This window comes from Microbacterium sp. M28, assembly GCF_025836995.1.
GTDB lineage: Bacteria > Actinomycetota > Actinomycetes > Actinomycetales > Microbacteriaceae > Microbacterium.
This window is the reverse complement of sequence record NZ_CP107546.1, coordinates 1,888,137-1,905,511: the sequence shown is the minus strand read 5'-3', so window position 1 is coordinate 1,905,511 and position 17,375 is coordinate 1,888,137. Positions and strand designations below refer to the sequence as shown.

At 68.6% G+C, this 17,375-nt stretch carries 15 protein-coding genes; 12 read left to right on the top strand and 3 right to left on the bottom strand.

Features of this window, described 5'->3' with window-relative positions; genetic code table 11:
• The first annotated feature begins 45 nt into the window (after nucleotides 1-45).
• From tdh to OED01_RS09400, 4 genes are read left to right on the top strand one after another with little or no spacing between them, the layout of a single operon-like run.
• Nucleotides 46-1,089 carry an L-threonine 3-dehydrogenase gene (gene tdh / locus OED01_RS09415; protein WP_264155022.1) on the top strand — a complete coding sequence of 348 codons (1,044 nt, stop codon included), beginning with the start codon at nucleotides 46-48 and terminating at the stop codon, nucleotides 1,087-1,089.
• Nucleotides 1,090-1,111: 22 nt separating this feature from the next.
• The gene (locus OED01_RS09410; protein WP_264155021.1) at nucleotides 1,112-2,290 is read left to right on the top strand and encodes a glycine C-acetyltransferase; all 1,179 of its coding nucleotides are present in this window, start codon (nucleotides 1,112-1,114) and stop codon (nucleotides 2,288-2,290) included.
• Between the two features lie 60 nt (nucleotides 2,291-2,350).
• Nucleotides 2,351-2,959 carry an ArsR/SmtB family transcription factor gene (locus tag OED01_RS09405; RefSeq protein ID WP_264155020.1) on the top strand — a complete coding sequence of 203 codons (609 nt, stop codon included), beginning with the start codon at nucleotides 2,351-2,353 and terminating at the stop codon, nucleotides 2,957-2,959.
• Nucleotides 2,956-3,171 carry a hypothetical protein gene (locus tag OED01_RS09400; RefSeq protein WP_264155019.1) on the top strand — a complete coding sequence of 72 codons (216 nt, stop codon included), beginning with the start codon at nucleotides 2,956-2,958 and terminating at the stop codon, nucleotides 3,169-3,171. The genes OED01_RS09405 and OED01_RS09400 overlap by 4 nt, the downstream gene beginning before the upstream one ends.
• Nucleotides 3,172-3,197: 26 nt before the next feature.
• On the opposite strand, the gene OED01_RS09395 is transcribed toward OED01_RS09400, so the two are convergent.
• Nucleotides 3,198-3,413 carry a hypothetical protein gene (locus OED01_RS09395; protein ID WP_264155018.1) on the bottom strand — a complete coding sequence of 72 codons (216 nt, stop codon included), beginning with the start codon at nucleotides 3,411-3,413 and terminating at the stop codon, nucleotides 3,198-3,200.
• Entirely contained in the window at nucleotides 3,413-5,986 is a 2,574-nt protein-coding gene (gene valS / locus OED01_RS09390; RefSeq protein WP_264155017.1) for a valine--tRNA ligase, read from the bottom strand. Before valS ends, OED01_RS09395 begins: the two co-directional genes overlap by 1 nt.
• A gap of 170 nt (nucleotides 5,987-6,156) precedes the next feature.
• Here valS and OED01_RS09385 point away from each other — a divergent pair, with 170 nt between their 5' ends.
• From OED01_RS09385 to OED01_RS09370, 4 genes are read left to right on the top strand one after another with little or no spacing between them, the layout of a single operon-like run.
• Entirely contained in the window at nucleotides 6,157-7,770 is a 1,614-nt protein-coding gene (locus OED01_RS09385) for an ABC transporter substrate-binding protein (RefSeq protein ID WP_264155016.1), read from the top strand.
• Nucleotides 7,771-7,782: 12 nt separating this feature from the next.
• Nucleotides 7,783-8,742 (top strand): ABC transporter permease, encoded by a 960-nt coding sequence (locus OED01_RS09380; protein WP_264155015.1) that lies wholly within the window; start codon nucleotides 7,783-7,785, stop codon nucleotides 8,740-8,742.
• Nucleotides 8,739-9,551 carry an ABC transporter permease gene (locus OED01_RS09375; protein ID WP_264155014.1) on the top strand — a complete coding sequence of 271 codons (813 nt, stop codon included), beginning with the start codon at nucleotides 8,739-8,741 and terminating at the stop codon, nucleotides 9,549-9,551. The genes OED01_RS09380 and OED01_RS09375 overlap by 4 nt, the downstream gene beginning before the upstream one ends.
• Nucleotides 9,548-11,047, top strand: a complete 1,500-nt coding sequence (locus OED01_RS09370; RefSeq protein ID WP_264155013.1) for a dipeptide ABC transporter ATP-binding protein — start codon at nucleotides 9,548-9,550, stop codon at nucleotides 11,045-11,047. The genes OED01_RS09375 and OED01_RS09370 overlap by 4 nt, the downstream gene beginning before the upstream one ends.
• A 13-nt stretch (nucleotides 11,048-11,060) precedes the next feature.
• On the opposite strand, the gene OED01_RS09365 is transcribed toward OED01_RS09370, so the two are convergent.
• Nucleotides 11,061-11,711: a pentapeptide repeat-containing protein gene (locus OED01_RS09365; RefSeq protein ID WP_264155012.1), complete on the bottom strand. Its 651-nt coding sequence runs from the start codon at nucleotides 11,709-11,711 to the stop codon at nucleotides 11,061-11,063.
• 59 nt (nucleotides 11,712-11,770) lie between these two features.
• Between OED01_RS09365 and OED01_RS09360 the strand changes: the two genes are divergently transcribed.
• The 4 genes from OED01_RS09360 to ileS all read left to right on the top strand — a co-directional run bounded on the left by OED01_RS09360 (nucleotide 11,771) and on the right by ileS (nucleotide 17,373).
• A complete protein-coding gene (locus OED01_RS09360) occupies nucleotides 11,771-11,923 on the top strand; it encodes a ribbon-helix-helix domain-containing protein (RefSeq protein WP_264155011.1) in 153 nt (50 codons plus the stop codon).
• The gene (locus OED01_RS09355) at nucleotides 11,920-12,609 is read left to right on the top strand and encodes a VOC family protein (protein WP_264155010.1); all 690 of its coding nucleotides are present in this window, start codon (nucleotides 11,920-11,922) and stop codon (nucleotides 12,607-12,609) included. Before OED01_RS09360 ends, OED01_RS09355 begins: the two co-directional genes overlap by 4 nt.
• Before the next feature lie 206 nt (nucleotides 12,610-12,815).
• Nucleotides 12,816-13,661 (top strand): type IV toxin-antitoxin system AbiEi family antitoxin domain-containing protein, encoded by an 846-nt coding sequence (locus OED01_RS09350; protein ID WP_264155009.1) that lies wholly within the window; start codon nucleotides 12,816-12,818, stop codon nucleotides 13,659-13,661.
• A 406-nt stretch (nucleotides 13,662-14,067) separates the two neighbouring features.
• A complete protein-coding gene (ileS, locus tag OED01_RS09345) occupies nucleotides 14,068-17,373 on the top strand; it encodes an isoleucine--tRNA ligase (RefSeq protein ID WP_264155008.1) in 3,306 nt (1,101 codons plus the stop codon).
• The last annotated feature ends 2 nt before the right edge of the window (nucleotides 17,374-17,375 follow it).

The window sequence follows — 17,375 nt, the reverse complement described above, 5'->3', positions numbered from 1 at the left end:
TTGCTGTCGCTGCTGTGCGCGCGAGATCGAAGGAGATATCGAGACATGAAGGCGCTGTACAAGGAAGGACCGAGCGCCGGGCTCGCGCTCGTCGAACGCCCGGATCCGATCGCGGGAGCGGATGAGGTCGTGATCCGGGTGCTGAGGACCGGGATCTGCGGCACCGATCTGCACATCCGACGCTGGGATGACTGGGCCGCGTCGGAGGTGCGTTCGCCCCTGATCCCGGGCCATGAGTTCTACGGCGAAGTGGTCGAGGTGGGAGATCTCGCGCACGACATCAAGGTCGGCGATCGCGTATCCGGTGAGGGGCACATCGTCTGCGGCATGTGCCGGAACTGTCGCGCCGGTCGACGTCAGATGTGCATCCGGACGGTCGGCCTCGGCGTGCACAGAGACGGTGCGTTCGCCGAGTACCTTTCGCTGCCGGCCGCGAACGTATGGGTGCACCACGCCGATGTCGAACCGGAGATCGGGGCGATCTTCGACCCGTTGGGCAACGCTGTGCACACGGCGCTCGCGTTCCCTCTTGTCGGCGAGGATGTGCTGGTCACCGGCTGCGGGCCGATCGGGCTCATGGCCATCGCGGTCGCACGCCACGCGGGTGCGCGTTACATCGCCGCCACCGATGCGAGCGCTCCGAGACTGGAGCTGGCCGCACGCATGGGAGCCGACCGCGTGATCGACGTCTCGGCGGACGACGTCCGAGAGGCGCAGACGGCGCTCGGCATGAAGGAGGGCTTCGACGTCGGCTTCGAGATGAGCGGTGCAGCATCCGCTCTGCCCACCATGATCGACAACATGAACCACGGCGGACGGATCGCGATGCTCGGGCTGCCCAGCGCGCCGTTCGGCGTCGACTGGGGGAAGATCGTCACGCACATGCTCACGATCAAGGGCATCTACGGCCGCGAGATGTTCGAGACGTGGAACGCGATGGGCGCGATGCTGCAGACCAGCCCTGCGTTGCGATCGGCGATCGGGCACATCGTCGCCGATGTGATGCCCGCATCGGACTGGGAGCAGGCATTCGACGCGGCGGCATCCGCGGGCACAGGGAAGATCATCCTCGATTGGACGCGGCTCTGAGGCCGCACGAACGGAGAACGACATGTACGGTGCGTTTCACGAACATCTCGCCGCTGAACTCGAGCAGATCGAGCGGGCCGGTCTGACCAAGCGCGAACGCGGCATCACCGGTCCGCAGCGGACGGGGATCGTCGCCGACGGCGCTGAAGTGCTGAACTTCTGCGCCAACAACTACCTCGGACTCGCCGACGATCCGCGGATCCTGCACGCGGCGCGGACGGCACTGGACGAGTGGGGCTATGGCCTGGCCAGCGTGCGGTTCATCTGCGGCACGCAGGAGCAGCATCTCGAACTCGAGCGGCGAGTGGCGGGCTTTCTCGGTACCGAGGACGCCATCCTGTTCTCGTCCTGCTTCGACGCGAACGGCGGCGTGTTCGAGACGCTGTTCTCCGCCGAGGACGCGATCATCTCGGATGAACTGAATCACGCGTCGATCATCGACGGCATCCGGCTCTCGAAGGCGCGTCGGCTGCGGTACCGCAACCGTGACATGGCCGATCTGGAGGCGCAGCTGCAGGCGGCACAGGATGCCCGCTTCCGCGTCATCGTCACGGATGGCGTGTTCTCGATGGACGGCTACATCGCTCCGCTCGCGGAGATCTGCGATCTCGCCGAACGATACGAAGCACTCGTGTTCGTGGACGATTCCCATGCGATCGGATTCGTCGGGGAGAACGGGCGGGGGACACCGGAGCTCTGCGGCGTCGAGGGGCGCGTGGACATCTACACGGGCACCTTCGGAAAGGCATTGGGCGGGGCATCCGGCGGATACGTCGCCGCACACCGAGACATCGTCGCGCTGCTGCGCCAGCGGGCGCGGCCGTATCTGTTCTCGAACACGCTCGCTCCTTCGATCGTGGCAGGCACACTCCAGGCGCTCGATCTGGTCGAGCAGTCGGATGACCTGCGTGCGCGGCTGCGTGGGAACGCCGCGCTCTTCCGCGATCTGATGACGGACGCCGGGTTCGATCTGCTCCCGGGAGAACATCCGATCGTGCCGGTCATGTTCGGCGATGCCGCGCTTACCGCTCGCATCGCCATCGAGATGCAGCGACGCGGCGTGTTCGTCACGGCGTTCAGTTTTCCTGTCGTGCCGCGTGAGATGGCGCGCATCCGTGTGCAGCTGTCGGCGGCGCACACGCGCGAACAGATCGAACAGTGCGTGGACGCATTCGTCGCGGCTCGGAGAGCGGCGGTCTGACCATCGATTGATGCAAAGAAATCCTTGCAAAACTCTACTTGCAAAGGTATCTTTGCATGCATGACGGAAAACGATCAGGGAAGAACCCTCGACGCAGGAGCGCTGAAGGCGCTGGCGCATCCGCTGCGCGTGCGGATCTACGACATCCTGAGCGAGCGAGGCCCGCAGACGGCCAGCACGCTCGCGAAGCTGATCGGGGAGACCTCCGGCGCGACGAGCTATCACCTGCGTGCTCTCGCCGCGCACGATCTCATCCAGGAGGTCTCGGACCGCGGCACGACGCGCGAGCGCTGGTGGGAACGCCCGAAGGGGCGCATCAGCCTGCCCGGTCCTGATCAGGCCGCCACGCCGTCGGGGCGCGCCGCCGCGCAGATCGTCACGTCCGAGTTCTTCCTGCTGCGCCACCGGGCGCTCATGGACTACCTGAACAGGCCGGCCTCCGAGACCCCGGCGGGATGGGAGGACGCTGGGCTCGTCGCGACGACGATGCTCGATCTCACCCCCGAGCAGATGGCCGAGCTCAAGGACGACATCAGCGCGTTCGTGGATGCCGTCGTCGCACGCTACAGCGGCCAGGAGAACCTGGCCGGCACGAGGCGCGTCTCGATGCGCACCGACGTCTTCGACGTCGCGACGCGATCCGACGCCATCACCGAGGAGGAATCATGACTGCTGTCAGCCTGCACCACGCCGGGCCGACTCGACTCGAGACCGCGCTGCTGACGATGGCAGATGCTTTGACGGCGTACGTCGCGCACCGCCGCGATCTGCGTTCCCGCCGCCGCGCGCGTGAACTGGCATCGCTGAGCGAGCGCCGGAGCGCACGCGACCCGCGTGAACTCGACATCGCACTGCTGGCGCTCGGCTCCCGCCCTCGGTGAACCGCTCTCGCGTGCCCCGCGACGCCTCAGTCCTGGAACGGTCGGACGACAACCTCGCCGGATGCCGTGGCGAGCACTTCCCACCCGGCATCCAGCTCCGCGATCGGACGGCCTTCGAGCCAGGTCAGAGTCCAGGAGCCGGTGTGCCCGTCCGCTTCGACCGCGGCGATGCCGGGCCGCAGGGATGCGGGAACCGACGCAGGAGGCTCGGTCCTGGCAGCCCAGCGTGTGCCCAGCTGCATCAGCTCTCCTCCACCGGCGCCAGCTCGATCTCCGTGACGGCGAGCTCCTCGCCTTCGACGAGCGACAGCTCGGCGATGCGGCCGACCGCCTGAAGGTCTCCGGCGGCCGCACGCAATGCCTCCAGGGTCGAGGCCGGCGCCGCGATCAGCGCGCGTGCCACCGGCGTCTTCTGCGATGCCTTCGCCTCGGTCTTGGCGCGACGGATGCCGATGAGCGCCGCGCTGGCAGCGGCGAGCACGGCGGGGTCACCGCCGGCCTCGCGGGCCTCCGGCCAGGCGGCGGTGTGGATCGAGCCCTCTTCGAACCAGCTCCATGCCTCCTCGGTCGCGAACGACACGACCGGTGCCAGCAGGCGCAGCAGCGTGGAGAGTGCGATCCGCAGCGCCAGAGCCGCGGACGGCTGCCCGACGTCGGCCTGGTTATAGGCGCGCTCCTTGACGAGCTCCAGGTAGTCGTCGCAGAACGTCCAGAAGAAGGCCTCGGTGACCTCCAGCGCGCGTGCATGGTCGAAGGCGTCGAACGCCTTCGTCGCGTCGCGCACGACGTCGTCGAGTGCGGCGAGCATCGACGCGTCCAGCGCATGCGTGACCTCGGCGTCCTCCGGCACCGGGAAGCCGAGCACGAACTTCGCGGCGTTGAGGATCTTGATCGCCAGGCGGCGGCCGATCTTCATCTGGGTCGGGTTCTGCGGGTCGAATGCCGCGTCGACACCGAGACGGCTGGAAGCCGCCCAGTACCGCACGGCATCCGAACCGTGCTTCTCGAGGATGTCGGCGGGCGTGACCACATTGCCCTTGGACTTGGACATCTTCTTGCGGTCGGGGTCGACGATGAAGCCGGAGATCGACGCGTTGGCCCAGGGGGAGCGCGCGTCCTCGAGCGTCGAGCGCAGCATCGTGGAGAACAGCCAGGTGCGGATGATGTCCTGACCCTGCGGGCGCACGTCGAACGGCGCCACCAGGTTCCACAGCTCCTCGTCGCGCTGCCAGCCACCGGCGAGTTGCGGGGTCAGCGACGACGTCGCCCACGTGTCGAGGATGTCGACCTCCGCCTCGAAGCCGCCGGGCACGCCGCGCTGCTCGGCCGTGTAGCCCGCCGGCACGTCCGTGGTCGGGTCGATCGGCAGGGATGCCGCGTCCGGGACGAGCACGCGACCGAAGTCGCGTTCCCCGTTCTCGTCGAGGCCGTACCAGACCGGGATCGGCACGCCGAAGAAGCGCTGCCGTGAGATCAGCCAGTCGCCGGTGAGACCGCCGACCCAGTTCTCGTAGCGGACGCGCATGAAGTCCGGGTGCCAGGTCAGCTCCCGGCCGTTGGCGATGAGCTGGTCGCGGAGCTCACTGTCGCGCGCGCCGTTGCGGATGTACCACTGGCGCGTCGAGACGATCTCGAGCGGGCGGTCGCCCTTCTCGAAGAATTTCACGGCATGGTTGAACGGCTTGGAGACGTTCAGCAGCTCGCCGGATGCCTCGAGCATCTCGACGATCTGCTTGCGCGCGCTGAACACGGTCTTGCCCGCGAGCTCGGCGTACGCGGCCTTACCGGTCTCGGTCGTGATCGCTTCGGGGGCCTCGGCGATCACGCGACCGTCCTGACCGAGGATGGTGCGGTTGGGCAGGTCCAGCTCGCGCCACCAGATGATGTCGGTCACGTCACCGAAGGTGCAGACCATCGCGATGCCGGATCCCTTGTCCTGCTGCGCGAGGTGATGCGCGAGCACGGGCACCTCGACGTCGAAGACCGGGGTGCGGACGGTCTTGCCGAAGAAGGGCTGGTAGCGCTCGTCATCGGGGTGCGCGACGAGAGCGACGCACGCGGCCAGCAGCTCGGGGCGGGTCGTCTCGATCTCGATGTCGCCGGAGCCGTCGGTCTTGTGGAAGGCCAGGCGGTGGAAGGATGCCGGCTGCTCGCGGTCTTCGAGCTCGGCCTGGGCGATCGCGGACCGGAAGTCCACATCCCACAGGGTCGGCGCCAGTGCCTGGTACGCCTCGCCTCGTTCGACGTTGCGGAGGAACCCGAGCTGGCTCTGGCGGATCGTCTCATCCGAGATCGTCCGGTAGGTCTGGGTCCAGTCCACGCTGAGGCCCATCTGGCGGAAGACGTCCTCGAACTGCTTCTCGTCCTCGACCGTGAGCTTCTCGCAGAGCTCGATGAAATTGCGGCGGCTCACCGGAAGCTGGTCCGCGGCCTTGAGGCTCTTCGCGTCCCCCTGGAACGGAGGGACGAACGCGGCGTCGTAGGGCAGCGACGGGTCGCAACGGACTCCGTAGTAGTTCTGCACGCGGCGCTCGGTGGGCAGTCCGTTGTCGTCCCACCCGATCGGGTAGAACACGGCCTTGCCGCGCATGCGCTCGTAGCGGGCCTTCACATCGGTGTGCGTGTACGAGAACACATGGCCGATGTGCAGGGAACCGGATGCCGTCGGGGGAGGGGTGTCGATCGAGTACACGCCCGCGCGGCCGAGTTCGGCGGCGCGCAGACGGTCGAACAGGTAGGTCCCCTGCTCGGCCCAGACGCCGTCCCACTTCGCTTCGAGACCTTCGAGTGCTGGCTTGTCGGGAATCACGGACATAGGAGGTCTCCTCGAGCGATGTATACGGCACGGTGTGTGCGTGCCTGAGTGTGGGTGGGTGCAGACAGTCTACCGACTGCCCGCGCACGGTGCGTATCGGCGTAGATCGACCCGGTCCAAGAATCGGACGTAGACTGGAACGTCCCCCTTCGCTCGTTCTGAGGATCCGCATGCCTGCCGCTCTCACCCGCCGAATCCTGCCCGTGGTCGCGCTCGCGGCCGCAACCGCTCTGGCACTGAGCGCCTGCGCCGCCCCCGGCGAGGAGAGCGCGGATGGCGGAGAGGTGGTGTGGGCGATCGAGGGTGCGAATCTCTCGGCCGGGCACATGGACCCGCAGACGAGCCAGCTCGACGTCGCCAGCATGGTGCAGCGCGTCGTCCTCGACTCCCTCGTGTTCCAGGAGTCCGACGGCACGTTCTCGCCGTGGCTGGCCACGGACTGGACCGTGTCGGAGGACGCCACCAGCTACACGTTCCAGCTCCGCGACGACGTCACCTTCCACGACGGCGAGCCGTTCGACGCCGAGGCAGTCAAGGCGAACTTCGACCGCATCGCAGACCCCGAGACGGCGTCGGCGCAGGCGGCGAGCATGCTCGGCGGCGAGTGGTACGCCGGCACCGAGGTCCTGGGTGAGTATGAGGTCCAGGTGAACTTCTCGCAGCCGTACGCGCCGTTCCTGCAGGCGGCGAGCACTCCGCTGCTCGGTTTCTACTCACCCGCGGTGCTGGAGACCTCGGCCGACCAGCTCAAGGCCGGCGGCCCGGACATCACGGTCGGCACGGGGCCCTTCGTGCTCACCGACTACACGCCGGACCAGGAGATCGTCTACACCCGCAATGAGGACTATGCCTGGGGGCCGGACGACGCCGGTGCCGCGCAGTTCGAGACGCTGCGCGTCGAGATCCTCCCCGAGGCATCAGTCCGAGCGGGCGTCGTGGAAAGCGGCGAGGCTGATCTCGCCAGCCAGCTGCCGCCGAACATCGCGTCCGATCTGTCCGACGCGCTGACGGTCGAGTCCCTCGAATACCCGGGGCTGCCGTACTCGCTGTACCTCAACGAGAAGTACGGTGTGTTCGCGGACGAGAAGGTGCGCCAGGCGTTCGCGCGGGGCATCGATGTCGACGCGGCGGTCGAGGAGATCTTCTTCGGCCAGTTCCCGCGGGCATGGAGCATCCTGGGCTCGACGACGCCGACGTACGACGCCTCCGTCGAGGGCAGTTGGCCATTCGACCAGGACGAGGCGAACCGACTCCTGGACGAAGCCGGATGGGTCGCACGCGACAGCGACGGCATCCGTATGAAGGACGGCCAGCGCCTGTCCGTGCGATGGATCGCCTGGACGCCGGTGCCGGACGACAAGGCCGCCCTCGGCAACGCCATCCAGTCCGACCTCGCGGAGATCGGATTCGAGGTGAAGCGCGAGGTTCTCGAACCCGGCGCCTACAACGAGCAGTACGGGCCGAAGACGTTCGATCTGACCGACTGGGGCTTCTCGGGCGTCGACCCCGACCTGCTGCGCAGTCACCTGCACACCGATGGCTTCCAGAACGCGTCGCAGGTGTCCGATCCGGAGATCGACGGCCTGCTCGAGCAGGGGGTCGCCACGACCGATCAGGACGCCCGCACGGACGTGTACCAGCAGCTGCAGCAGTGGAACGCCGAGTACACGGCGATCGTCCCGCTCTACAGCCCCTCGCTGATCACCGCGGTGAACGACACCGTGCACGGCCTCGCGTACGACCTGTACGGGCGACCGCTCTTCTACGGCACGACCGTCGACTGACCGGACCGGTCGTTGAAGGAGAAGGCGGCACGGCGCGACCCGCTGGTGCGGAGCATCATCGGCGTCGCGCTATCCGCGATCCTGGTGCTCTGGGGCGCGGCCACGCTCGCCTTCCTCGCGTTCCGCGTGATCCCCGGTGACCCGGTGTCCGTCATGCTCGGGCCTCAGGCGCAGGTCAGCGAGAGCGTCAAGGACTCGATCCGGAACGAACTCGGACTCGACCGTCCGCCCTGGGAGCAGTACTTCGGCTACCTCGCCGGCCTGCTCCGCGGCGACCTGGGGGAGTCGTATCAGCTGCGGATGCCGGTGACAGAGGTGATCGGCCGCCAGCTGGGAGCGACGCTGCAGCTCTCGGCCGCCGCTCTGGTCATCGCCGTCTTCCTCGCGCTCGCCGTCGCGCTACTCGCGCGAGGACGCATCGCCGGCGCGATCGCGACGGGCGTCGAACTGATCATCCTGTCGTCGCCCGTGTTCTGGATCGGGATCGTGCTCCTGAGCGTCTTCGCCTTCGGTCTCGGCTGGTTCCCCGTGACGGGTTCGCGCAATCCGGCGACCCTCGTGCTGCCGGCCGTCACGCTGGCGCTTCCGGTCGCAGCGCTGCTCGGACAGGTGCTCCGGGACGGCATCTCGGAGGCGGAGCGGCAGCCTTTCGCCGAGACCGTCCGCGCCCGCGGCGCGGGACCCGTGTGGCTCACCCTGCGGCACAGCCTCCGCCACGGGGCGGCCGGTGCTCTCACCCTCGCCGCGTATCTGACCGGCTCGCTGCTCGGAGGCGCCGTGCTCGTCGAGACGGTGTTCGCGCGCCCCGGGCTCGGCCGTGTGACGCTCGCGGCCATCACCGATCGGGACCTCCCGGTGATCACGGGGATCATCCTGCTGAGCGCCCTGGTGTTCGTGATCGTGAGCATCATCGTCGAGCTGCTGCATCCGCTCCTGGATCCGCGGCTGCGTCGCGCGCGGAGCGCACGATGAACGCCGCGCGTAGGGTGCTCCTGTCGGTCGCCGTCGCTGTGCTCGTGTGCGTCGCGCTCGCCGCTCTCGTGCCAGGGGTGCTCGCGACGCATGACCCGCTGCAGGTGGATGTGCGCTCGACGCTGCTGCCACCGAGCGCCGAGCATCTGTTCGGCACGGATCAGAGCGGCCGGGACGTGTACTCGCGGGTCGTGCACGGTGCGGCGCGCTCGGTCGGAATCGGTCTGCTGGCGACCGCCGTCGCTCTCGCGGTGGGACTCCTGATCGGATCGCTCTCCGGCGCGTCCCCACGGGTCGTCGATTCCGGACTCATGCGGCTCAACGACGTGCTGATGGCGTTCCCCGAGTTCCTCATCGCGCTGGTGGTGGTGGCGATACTCGGACCCGGGCCCATCAACGTCGCCATCGCGGTCACGCTCGCGGCGATCCCCGTGTACGTGCGGCTGGCCAGGGTGCAGACGCGGACGCTGCGCCTGGCCGAGCACGTCGAAGCCGCGCGCATCCTCGGAGTGCCCCCTTTGCGCGCGTTCACCCGACATGTCGTTCCGGGGGTCCTCGGTTCGCTGAGCGTGCTCGCGACGATCGGCGTCGGCTCCAGCATCCTCGCCGCCGCCGGGCTCAGCTTCCTCGGACTCGGTCCGACCGAGCCGACGCCGGAGTGGGGACTCATGCTCGCCGGCGGGCGCAATGTGCTCGGCCAGGCCTGGTGGATCTCGGTGTTCCCTGGCATCGCGATCACGCTCACCGTGATCGCGGTGACCATCGTGGGGCGCACCCTGCGTGCGAGCGCCGAAGGGCGGCGGGCATGACGGTGCTGGAGGTACGCGGGCTGCGGGTCGCGTTCGGAGCGCGGACGGTCGTCGACGGCGTCTCGTTCGCCGTGGAGTCGGGCCAGTGCGTCGCGATCGTCGGGGAATCCGGGGCGGGCAAGACGCTCACCGCGCGGGCGATGCTCGGCCTGACGCCGTCCGACGCCGTCGTGACCGCGGAGAAGCTGGACGTGGCGGGGACCGACGCGCGCCGACTCGACGAGCGCGCCTGGCGGCGGTTGCGCGGGGACACGATCGCCCTGGTCTCGCAGGACGCGCTCGTGTCGCTGGACCCGCTGCAGAGGATCCGTGCCGAGATCGCAGAACCGCTGCGCCTGCACGAGCCGGCCTTGCGTGGCGAGGCCACGCGCGAGAGGGTCCGCAGCCTTCTGGAGCGGGTGTGGATGCCGGATGCCGAGCGCCGAGCCGAGCAGTACCCCCATGAGCTCTCCGGTGGGCTGCGCCAGCGAGCGCTGATCGCATCGGCGCTCGCCGGATCCCCGACCGTCCTGGTGGCCGATGAGCCGACGACCGCGCTGGATGCGACCGTCCAGGCGCGTGTGCTCGATCTGCTGCGCGACATCGCCGACTCCGGCACGGCCGTGCTGTTCATCAGTCACGACTTCGCGGCCGTGCGACGGGTCGCCGATCGGGTCATCGTGATGCGCGCCGGCCGTGTCGTGGAGGAGGGTTCCGTCGAGCAGATCCTCGACGCTCCTCGCGAGGACTACACGAAGGCGCTCGTCGCCGCGACGCAGCACCGGCCGCGGGTGGCGTCCGGTGCAGCGGATGAGGCGGTGCTCTCCGCTCTGGGAGTCTCGAAGCAGTTCGACGACATCCCGGCTGTGGCGGATGCCTCGTTCTCGGTGGGCCGAGGACGCACGCTCGGCATCGTCGGCGAATCCGGATCCGGAAAGACGACGCTCGCCCGCATGATCCTCGGTGTCGAGCGCCCGGATGCGGGAACCCTGGTGTGGCACGGCGAGCATCGTGTCCAGTTCGTGCACCAGAATCCGCTGGGAGCGTTCGACCCGCGCTGGAGCGTCGGCCGGTCGCTGCGCGAAGCCCTGGAGGCGGCAGGCGTGCCGCGGAATCGACGCGGCGATCGGGTCGCTCGGCTGCTCGAGGAGGTGGATCTCGACCCGCAGCTGGCTGCGCGTCGCCCCGCGGCTCTGTCCGGTGGCCAGCGGCAGCGCGCGGCGATCGCGCGAGCCCTGGCGGCTGAACCGGATGTCCTCGTCCTGGACGAGCCGGTGTCCGCGCTCGATCCGACGGTCCGAGAGCGCGTGCTCGCGCTGCTGCTGCGCCTTCAGCGCGAACGGGGGCTCACGATGGTGTTCATCTCGCACGACCTCGACGTGATCGCCGCGGTCGCGGACGACGTGCTCGTGATGAAGGACGGCGTCGTGGTGGAGCAGGGCGCCGTCGCCGACGTGTTCGTGGCGCCGCAGCATCCGTTCACGCGGGAGCTGCTGGCCGCGTCGGTGCAGCCCTGACCGTGCGGCCTGCTCAGTCCCGCACGTCGATGCCGACACCCGCGGCCAGGGCCGGGGCCAGTTGCTGCACCTGGAACGTGGAGAGGGTCGCACCGCGCAGGCTGTTCGTGTCCATGTAGGCGAGCGCGTCGAGACCGCGGAGGTCGACGTCGGTCGCTCGCAGACCGCGCGGGTCGACCTCGTCGCTGCGGCAGCCGTCGAATCGCAGTCTCGTGAGCTGCGCCTGCGGCATGTCCAGGGCGCGGATGGTGCAGTCGGCGATGAGGATGTCGGCGCCTTTCGCCGCGCCGAGGTTGAGGAAATCGATGCGCAGATCCCGCAGCTCGAGCTCACCGATCCGCGTCGTGCTCAGATCGAGCGTGCCGATGCGCCCGCCGGTGATCCGCAGGCGCCGGATGCCGGCATCCCGCAGCTTCAGCGACGCCGCGCGGATGCCGGTCACATCGACGTCCATGACGTCGGCGCCGGTCATGTCGATGGTGTCCGCGTCGGCGGTCACCACGCACTGCTCGAGCGTCGAGTGGGCCAGGTCCACGTCTCCGGACAGGGCGAGCCGCGAGGCGAGCAGATCTGCGCGGCGTGCGGGCTCGGCCGGTGTCAGGGCGTCGGGGAGATCCGGCGGCGAGACGCGCGGCGCGGCGGGGGTTTCGGAGGAGCGGGCCATGCGTCGAGCGTATGCGCCGCCACGGACAGGCGTGAGCGTCTGCATGCTAAGTTACTAGCATGCAAGCATCCGAACCGAAAGTGCAGTTCAACGTGTACCTGCCGCAGGACCTCGTGCGGAGCGTGAAGCACCGGGCGATCGACGAGTCCACCAGCCTGTCCGCACTCGTCGAGACGGCGTTGCGGGCGTATCTCGAGGGGAAGACGCGATGACCGTCGTGCAGCAGATCCTCTACACCCGCGAACCCGAGCGGTGGTGGGCGCTCGCCGGGGCGCTCGGCTTCGCGGCGCCGTTCGCTCCGTCGCCTGTGTGGGGCGAGTTCCACGCCGACGGGGTGCTCGCCGTGCACGAGGTCACCGACCAGCACGCACCAGGGCGGGTCGACCTCCACCTGTTGGTCGAGGATCTGGATGCTGCGGCATCCGAGCTCTCCGCCTTCGACGTCTCCCGGAGCACGATGGACGGAGTCGGGGAGATGCTGACCGTCCGAGCATCGTCCGGGATCGCGGTGACCGTGTCGGCCGGGGCGGTCGAGAGCACCGGAGAGGTCAGCGTGCAGCCGATCTGGTTCCAGGACGATCTCGCCGAACCGCGGGCGATGCTCACGGCCCTCGGTCTGCGGCCCGTACTGGCGGCCGATCGGGGCGGTTGGGTCGATCTGCGAGGCCGTGCAGGTGCCGTCGGACTGCACACGGGGACGCCGGGCATGGGGCTGAGCTTCGAGGTACGCGGCGACATCGATGCGCTGGCGGCGCGGCTGCGGGACGCCGGATTCGATGCTGCCGTGATCGACGAGGCGTATACGCGCACCGTCCGCATCCCCGATCCGGACGGCGGCGCGGAGATCTGGGTCAACGGCGTGCAGGACGACCTGCACGGCTACCACCGCGAGGGCTGAGGCCGGGCCGCGGCCAGGGCGTACGCCAGAATCGGAGTTGTACGCCAACCGAGGAGCGATTCAACTCACGCCTCCGCCGTTGGCGTATTTCTCCGCGTGAAGCGCCCGCGCGACCCGCCCTGCACAGGGTGGTCTTCGTGGAGGTTATCCACGGTCGCCGTGTTCTCGCGGCTTCTCCGCTCTGCGCTGGTGCCCACAATGGGCACATGAGAGCCCGCACTGACCTCGAGGTCGCCGCCATGGCGACGCGTCTGGGTGGAGTCATCCGAGTCGCCCGGCTCGCCGAGCGAGGAGTGGGACGGCGCGCCATCGAAGCTGCGGTCGCCTCGGGGGTGCTCACACGGGTACGACGAGGATGGGTCGCCGTGCCCGGGGCGGATCCGGTGCTGGTCGCCGCTGCGCGCGCCGGGGTGGTCGTCACCTGCGTCTCGCAGGCCAAGCGGCTGCGCCTGTGGGTCCACGAGGATCCGGTTCGCTTCCATGTGGGAGTGGATCCACGCAGATCGGGCGAGAGACCGGACCGTGCGCACATCCACTGGTCGGCGCCGCTGATACCGCGTTCGCCCGACGCTCTCGAGGATCCGATCGAGAACGTCCTCGCGATCGTCGCGGAGTGCGAGCCGTACGAACAGGCGCTGGCGACGTGGGAATCCGCGTTGAATCAGAGTCTCGTGACGCTCGATGGTCTCGCGCGCTACCCATGGAGACCGTCCGCGCGCAGACTGCTGGCGGATGCGACTCCGTTCGCGGACGCCGGGATCGAGACGTACCTCCGGCCGCGTTTGCGATGGCTGCGCCTGCCGATCCGGGCACAGATCTGGATCGCAGGGCACCGCGTGGACGCGCTCATCGGCGATCGTCTCGTCTTGCAGATCGACGGCGCGAGTCATGTCGGAGATCAACGCAGTGAGGACATCCGCCACGACGCCAAGCTGCGACTCATGGGGTACCACGTGATCCGCATCAGTTACACGCAGATGATGTTCGAGTGGGCGACGGTCCAAGACCTCATCATGCGCGCGGTGGCTCAAGGTCTGCACCTCGCGGCTTGACGGTACAAGCCCAGTCCGGTACGGCGGGCGCCAGCGACGGACGTGTACGCCAACTCCGGAGCGATTCGCCTCGATCGTCCGAAGTTCGCGCACATCTCCGCGCGAAGCGCTCGATCGTCGCATCGCCGTCGCGGCGCCGCGTCGCAGCGCACGACCACGTCCGTCCCGATCCCGCGTAGAATGGAACCAAAGCATCGATCCGGCCATCACCGGGGAGCTCTCGGAAGAACGCTTCTGCACGCTCAGCGCGTGCAGGCGCAAGTAGAACCGAGCGGGGCAGGCCCGTCATCGCCGCAGTGAGAGTGGCCCCGCCGTGAGGCGGCGCACGCGGGGTGGTACCGCGGTCCTTCGCACGACGGGATCGTCCTCGCAGCAGCATCCGCCACCACGAGCACTGCGAGACACGATGACCTATCCACGCCCTTCCGCCTTCGGCCCCGCCGCAGATTCCGTCACGCCCAGCCCCCGGCTGCCCGCGATCGAGCAGGAGATCCTGGAGTTCTGGAAGACGGACGACACCTTCCGTGCCTCGATCGCGCAGCGCGAAGGCGCGGATGAGTGGGTGTTCTACGACGGTCCGCCGTTCGCCAACGGCCTGCCGCACTACGGGCATCTGCTGACCGGCTACGCCAAGGACCTGTTCCCTCGTTTCCAGACCATGCTCGGCAAGAAGGTCGATCGCGTGTTCGGATGGGACACCCACGGTCTTCCGGCCGAGCTCGAGGCGATGAAGCAGCTCGGCATCACCGAGAAGAGCGAGATCGAGGACATGGGCATCGACGTCTTCAACGCGAAGGCGAAGAACTCGGTGCTGACGTACACCCGCGAGTGGCAGGACTACGTCACCCGTCAGGCGCGCTGGGTCGACTTCGACCGAGGGTACAAGACGCTCGACCTGAACTACATGGAGAGCGTCCTGTGGGCGTTCAAGACCCTGTACGACAAGGGCCTCGCCTACGAGGGCTATCGCGTCCTGCCGTACTGCTGGCGCGACGAAACGCCGCTGAGCGCGCACGAGCTGCGCATGGATGACGACGTCTACCAGATGCGTCAGGACCCGTCGGTCACGGTCGCGTTCCCCCTGACGGGTCCGGATGCCGAGGCGAAGGGCCTCGACGGCGTCCGCGTCCTCGCGTGGACCACCACGCCCTGGACCCTCCCGACGAACATGGCGCTCGCCGTCGGACCCGAGATCGCGTACGCGGTCGTGCCCGCGGGGCCGAACGGCGCCGCCGACGGCAGCACGGGCCGCTTCCTGCTCGCCACCGGTCTGCTCGCCGGTTATGCGAAGGACCTCGGCTACGAGGACGCGGCCGCGGCATCCGAGGCCGTCGAGCGCACGGTCGTGGGCAGCGAGCTGTCCGGGCTGGCGTACGAACCGCCCTTCGACTACTACACCGACACCGCGACCTACGGCACCGAGAACGCCTGGCGCGTGCTCGCGGACGACTACGTCACGACCTCGGACGGCACGGGAGTCGTCCACCAGGCGCCCGCCTACGGTGAGGACGACCAGCGCGTCACCAACGCGGCCGGCATCCCGACGATCCTGTCGCTGGACGACGGCGGACGATTCCTCCCTAACGTGACCGACGTCGCGGGCCAGCTCTGGATGGACGCGAACACGCCGCTCGTGCGACTGCTGCGCGAGAGCGGCAAGCTGCTGCGCCTGCAGAGCTACGAGCACTCCTACCCGCACTGCTGGCGATGCCGGAACCCCCTGATCTACAAGGCCGTGTCGAGCTGGTTCATCCGGGTCACGGACATCAAGGACGACATGCTCGCGAACAACGAGCAGATCACGTGGGTCCCCGAGAACGTCAAGCACGGGCAGTTCGGCAAGTGGCTCGAGGGTGCGCGCGACTGGTCGATCAGCCGCAACCGGTACTGGGGTTCGCCGATCCCGATCTGGAAGAGCGACGACCCGGAGTACCCGCGCGTCGACGCCTACGGCTCGCTGGAGGATCTCGAGCGCGACTTCGGCACGCTGCCGCGCAACCCCGAGGGTGAGATCGACCTGCACCGCCCGTACATCGACGACCTGACCCGTCCGAACCCTGATGACCCCACGGGTAAGAGCACGATGCGCCGCATCGAGGACGTCTTCGACGTGTGGTTCGACTCGGGTTCGATGCCGTACGCCCAGGTGCACTACCCGTTCGAGAACCAGGAGTGGTTCGACTCGCACGCGCCGGCGGACTTCATCGTCGAGTACATCGGGCAGACGCGCGGCTGGTTCTACGTCATGCACGTCCTGTCGACCGCGCTGTTCGACCGCCCCGCCTTCACGGGCGTGAGCTGCCACGGCATCGTGCTCGGCAGCGACGGGTACAAGATGTCGAAGTCGCTGCGCAACTACCCGGACGTCTCCGAGGTGCTCGACCGCGACGGCTCCGACGCGATGCGCTGGTTCCTCATGGCGAGTTCCGTGCTCCGCGGCGGCAACCTCGCCGTGACGGAGGAGGGCATCCGCGCCGGCGTGCGCGAGTTCCTGCTCCCGCTGTGGAACTCCTGGTACTTCTTCGCGACGTACGCGAACGCCTCGGGCGACGGCTACGAGGCATCCTGGCGCACGGATTCCACCGACGTCCTGGACCGTTACATCCTCGCCCGGCTCGGCGACCTCGTGCGCGAGGTCCAGGCCGATCTCGAGGGACTCGACTCCACGACGGCGGCTGGACGCCTGCGCGACTTCGCCGAGACGCTCACGAACTGGTACATCCGCCGTTCGCGCGACCGCTTCTGGACCGGCGTGACCGAGGACCCGAAGAGCCGTGAGGCCTTCGACACCCTCTACACGGTCCTCGAGACGCTGTCCCGCGTCGCAGCTCCGCTGGTGCCGCTGATCAGCGAACGCGTGTGGCAGGGCCTGACCGGCGGTCGCAGCGTGCACCTGCAGGACTGGCCGGATGCCTCGGCCTTCCCGGCCGCGGACGAGATCCGCGACGCCATGGATGCCGTACGCGAGCTGTCCAGTGTCGGCAACGCCCTCCGCAAGAAGGAGAAGTTGCGCGTACGCCTGCCGCTGGCACGTCTGACCGTGGTGACCCCGCTGGCCGACTCGCTCGGGCAGTTCGAGGACATCCTGCGCGAGGAGCTCAACGTCAAGTGCGTCGAGCTCGTGCAGCTCACCGCCACCGCCGCGAGCGAGTACGGCATCAGCCACCGGCTGAGCGTCAACGCTCGCGCTGCCGGACCCCGCCTCGGCAAGGAGGTGCAGCGCGTCATCCGTGCGGCCAAGGACGGCTTCTGGACCGAGTCCGACGGCGTCGTGACCGCTGACGGGGTCGTCCTGGAGCCCCACGAGTACGAACTCGCTCTCGAGACCATAGGCCGTCCGGAGGGCGAGGCCCTCGCGATCGTCCCGACCGGCGGGTTCGTCCTGCTGGACACGGCGACCACGCCAGAGCTGGAGGCCGAGGGACTGGCCCGCGACGTCATCCGTGCGGTGCAGGAGACGCGCAAGAACGCCGGCTTCGACGTCAGCGACCGGATCCGCCTTGGCCTGCTCTTCACGGATGCCGACGACGCGGATGCCGTCGAATCGGCGTTCGAGGCGGCGGATGTCGCGGGGGAGACCCTCGCGGTGGAGCACCGCCTGGTACGCGCAGGCGACAGCCTGGACGATGCCGAGTTCACCGCCGAGATCGAGAAGGGCACGTACGCCAACCGCGGCGCCTTCACGATCGCCGTCTCCCGGATCGGAGCCTGACG